Here is a 3902-nt window from a genome sequence, read left to right as displayed (position 1 = left end):
CGTCCGCGGCATCCCCGTGGACTGGCAGGCCTTCCTCACCCGCAACAGCAGCGGCTGGGTCGACCTGCCCACCTACGCCTTCAACCGCGAGCACTACTGGCTCGAGGCCACGGCCTCCGCGCCGGCCGTCGCTCCAGTGGACGAGGTGGACGCCCGCTTCTGGGAAGCGATCGAGCGGGAGGACCTGGACGCGCTGGCCGCCACTCTGGAGGTCGAGAGCGGCAGCGAGCTCGGCGCGGTCCTGCCGATGCTGTCCGCCTGGCGTCGGCAGAGCCGCGAGCAGAACACGATCGACGCCTGGCGCTACCAGATCAGCTGGAAGCCGGTCACCGAGGCCGCGTCGGGCGTGCTGTCGGGGACCTGGCTGGTGGCCGTCCCGGCGGGCCGGGTCGAGGACCCGGCTGTGTCCGCCACGGTGACCATGCTGACAGGTCGGGGTGTGGACGTCCGCGAGGTCGTCGTGACACCGGAGGCCGCGGACCGTGGCGTCATGGCGGAGCTGCTGCGTGAGGCAGTGGCTGACGGTGCGTCGGTGTCGGGCGTGGTCTCGCTGCTCGCGTGGGACGAGGCGTTCGCGGTGGCCGGGACCCTGACGCTGGTGCAGGCGCTGGGCGATGCGCGGATCGACGCCCCGCTGTGGTGCGTGACGCGCGGTGCGGTCGCGACGGCCCGCTCCGAGCGGCCGCTGAGCGCGCTGCAGGCGCAGTTGTGGGGTCTGGGCCGGGTGGTGGCCCTGGAGCATCCGGAGCGTTGGGGTGGTCTGGTCGACCTCCCGGGCAGCGTGGACGACCGGGTCCTCTCCCGCCTGGCGGGCGTGTTGGGCGGCCTTGCGGGTGAGGATCAGGTCGCGGTCCGGGCGTCGGGTGTGTTCGGTCGTCGTCTGGTGCGGGCGTCGCGCGGGGAGGGAGCCACGTGGCAGCCGTCCGGCACGGTGCTGGTCACCGGCGGGACGGGTGCGCTGGGTGCGGAGGTGGCGCGTTGGCTGGTGCGCAACGGCGCTGAGAGTCTGGTGCTGACGAGTCGTCGCGGGTTGGACGCGCCTGGCGCGGTCGAGCTGCGGGACGAGCTGGCCGCCGAGGGTGTGAGCGTGACGGTCGCGGCGTGCGATGCGGCCGACCGTGAGGCGCTGGCCGCGCTGCTGGCCGAGTACCCGGTGTCGGCGGTGTTCCACACGGCCGGTGTGGTTGGACGACGGTGTGGTGGACGGGCAGACGGCGGAGCGTTTCGCCGCGGTGGCCCGTCCCAAGGTGGACGCTGCGCGCAATCTGCACGAACTCACCAAGGACCTCTCGGCGTTCGTGCTGTTCTCCTCGATGGCGGGTTCGGTCGGCAGTGCCGGGCAGTCCAACTACGCCGCCGCCAACGCGTTCCTGGACGCGCTGGCCGAGCAGCGCCGGGCCGACGGCCTGGCTGCCACCTCGATCGCCTGGGGCGCCTGGGCCGAAGCGGGCCTGGCGACCGAAGAGGTGGTCGCTGACCGGCTGCGTCGCGACGGCGTGGTCGGCATGACCCCGGTACTGGCGATCGCCGCGATGCAGCAGGCGCTGCAGAACGGCGACAGGACGGTGACCATCGCCGACGTCGACTGGGACCGGGTGGCGGCGGAGACCGCTGCCGTTCGTCCGAGCCGACTCTTCGACGAGATCCCTGAGGCCCACGCGGTCATGACGGCCGCGCTCGCGCCGGCCGCCGTGCCGGGCGAGTCCTCGCTGGCCGGGCGGCTTGCCGCCCTGTCTCCCGCCGAGCAGGGGCGCGCGCTGTTGGACCTGGTGCGCGCCCAGGTGGCGGCGGTGCTGGGTTACGCCGACGCGGCCGCGGTGGAGGCAGGTCGGGCGTTCAAGGAGTTGGGCTTCGACTCGCTGACGGCGGTGGACCTGCGCAACCGGATGAACGCCGCGACCGGGCTCAAGCTGCCGGCCACGCTGGTCTTCGACTACCCGTCGGCGACCGCGCTGGCCGACCACCTGCGCACCGAACTGCTCGGTACGCAGGAGGAGATCCACGCCTCCCTGCCCGCCGTCGCCGTGACGGACGACGATCCGATCGCCATCGTCGCGATGAGCTGCCGATTCCCCGGCGGCGTCAGCACTCCTGAGGAGCTGTGGCAGTTGCTCGTCGCCGGTGAGGACGCCATCGGGGCGTTCCCCGCCGACCGTGGCTGGGACCTCGCGGGCCTGTACCACCCGGACCCGGACCACCAGGGCACCACGTACGCCCGCGGCGGCGGGTTCATGGACGGGGTCACGGAGTTCGACTCGACGTTCTTCGGGATCTCGCCGCGCGAGGCGCTGTCGATGGACCCGCAGCAGCGTCTCCTGCTGGAGACCTCGTGGGAGGTCTTCGAGCGGGCCGGCATCGACCCGGTCTCGCTGCGCGGCAGCCAGTCCGGTGTCTTCATCGGCACCAACGGCCAGGACTACGCCAACCTGCTGGTCGACGGCCTGGAAGGCGTCGAGGGTCACCGGCTCACGGGTACGGCGACGAGTGTGATCTCGGGTCGGCTGTCGTACACGTTCGGGCTTGAGGGTCCTGCGGTCTCCGTGGACACGGCCTGCTCGGCGTCGTTGGTGGCGCTGCACATGGCGGTGCAGGCGCTGCGCAGCGGGGAGTGCTCGCTGGCGCTGGCCGGTGGTGTGACGGTGATGTCCACCCCGGATCTGTTCGTGGAGTTCAGCCGTCAGCGTGGTCTGTCGGCGGACGGCCGGTGCAAGGCGTTCGCGGGTGCTGCGGACGGCACGGGCTGGGGTGAGGGCGCGGGCATGCTGCTCGTCGAGCGGCTCTCGGACGCGCAGCGCAACGGGCACCCGGTGCTCGCGGTCGTGCGCGGTTCGGCCGTGAACCAGGACGGTGCCAGCAACGGCCTGACCGCGCCGAACGGTCCGTCGCAGCAGCGGGTGATCCGTCAGGCGCTGGCCTCGGCCGGGCTGACGGCGGACCAGATCGACGCGGTCGAGGCCCACGGCACCGGCACCAAGCTCGGCGACCCGATCGAGGCCCAGGCCCTGCTCGCCACCTACGGCAAGGACCGGGACGCCGACTCCCCGCTCTGGCTGGGCGGCGTGAAGTCCAACATCGGGCACACGCAGGCGGCGGCAGGTGTGGCCGGTGTGATCAAGATGGTGCTGGCCATGCAGCACGGCGTGCTTCCGAAGACGCTCCACGTGGACGAGCCCACCCCGCACGTCGACTGGTCGGCGGGCGCGGTGGAGCTGCTGACCGAGACCCGGCCCTGGCCGGAGACCGGCGCGCCGCGCCGCGCGGGTGTCTCCGCGTTCGGCATCAGCGGGACCAACGCGCACACCATCCTGGAGCAGGCGCCAGAACCTGCGGAGGAGCCGGCCGTCGAGGCGACCGTGTCGCCCTCGGCGCTGCCGGTGGTCCTCTCCGCGAAGCACGACACCGCCCTGCGGGCCCAGGCCGAGCGGCTGATGCCGCTCGCCGGGGACGCGGAACTCCCTTCTCTGGCCTTCTCGTTGGCGACCGGCCGGGCGGCGCTGGAGCGCCGTGCGGTGGTGATCGCCGCCGAGCGCGATGAACTGCTGAACGGACTGGACGCGTTGGCGGCGGGCAGCTCCGCGGCGGGCGTGGTGCGCGGGTCGGTGGTGGAGGGGCGCACGGCGTTCCTGTTCACCGGTCAGGGCAGTCAGCGGGCGGGGATGGGCGCCGAACTCTACGGCGCGTTCCCGGTGTTCGCGGATGCGTTGGACGAGGTGTTCGCGCATCTGGACCAGCATCTGGATCGTCCGCTGCGCGAGGTGGTCTTCGCGGGTGAGCGGATCGACGAGACGGCGTACACGCAGCCTGCGTTGTTCGCTCTTGAGGTGGCGCTGTTCCGCCTGCTCGAGTCGTGGGGTGTGACGCCGGACTTCCTGGCGGGGCACTCCATAGGTGAGCTGGCCGCC

At 72.5% G+C, this 3902-nt stretch carries 1 protein-coding gene and 1 pseudogene; both read left to right on the top strand.

Going from position 1 to position 3902, the window contains the following annotated elements; genetic code table 11:
- Positions 1-16: 16 nt before the first annotated feature.
- Positions 17-1132: pseudogene (locus TR49_RS47100) on the top strand (KR domain-containing protein); the annotation flags it as partial.
- A 100-nt stretch (positions 1133-1232) separates the two neighbouring features.
- Positions 1233-3902: type I polyketide synthase (locus tag TR49_RS45115; RefSeq protein ID WP_439654162.1), on the top strand; the 2670-nt coding region annotated here is incomplete at its 3' end.

Origin of the sequence: Streptacidiphilus melanogenes (assembly GCF_000787835.1) — a bacterium.
Lineage (GTDB): Bacteria > Actinomycetota > Actinomycetes > Streptomycetales > Streptomycetaceae > Streptacidiphilus > Streptacidiphilus melanogenes.
The sequence above is the reverse complement of the archived record's forward strand: the minus strand, read 5'-3'. Positions and strand labels throughout refer to the sequence as shown.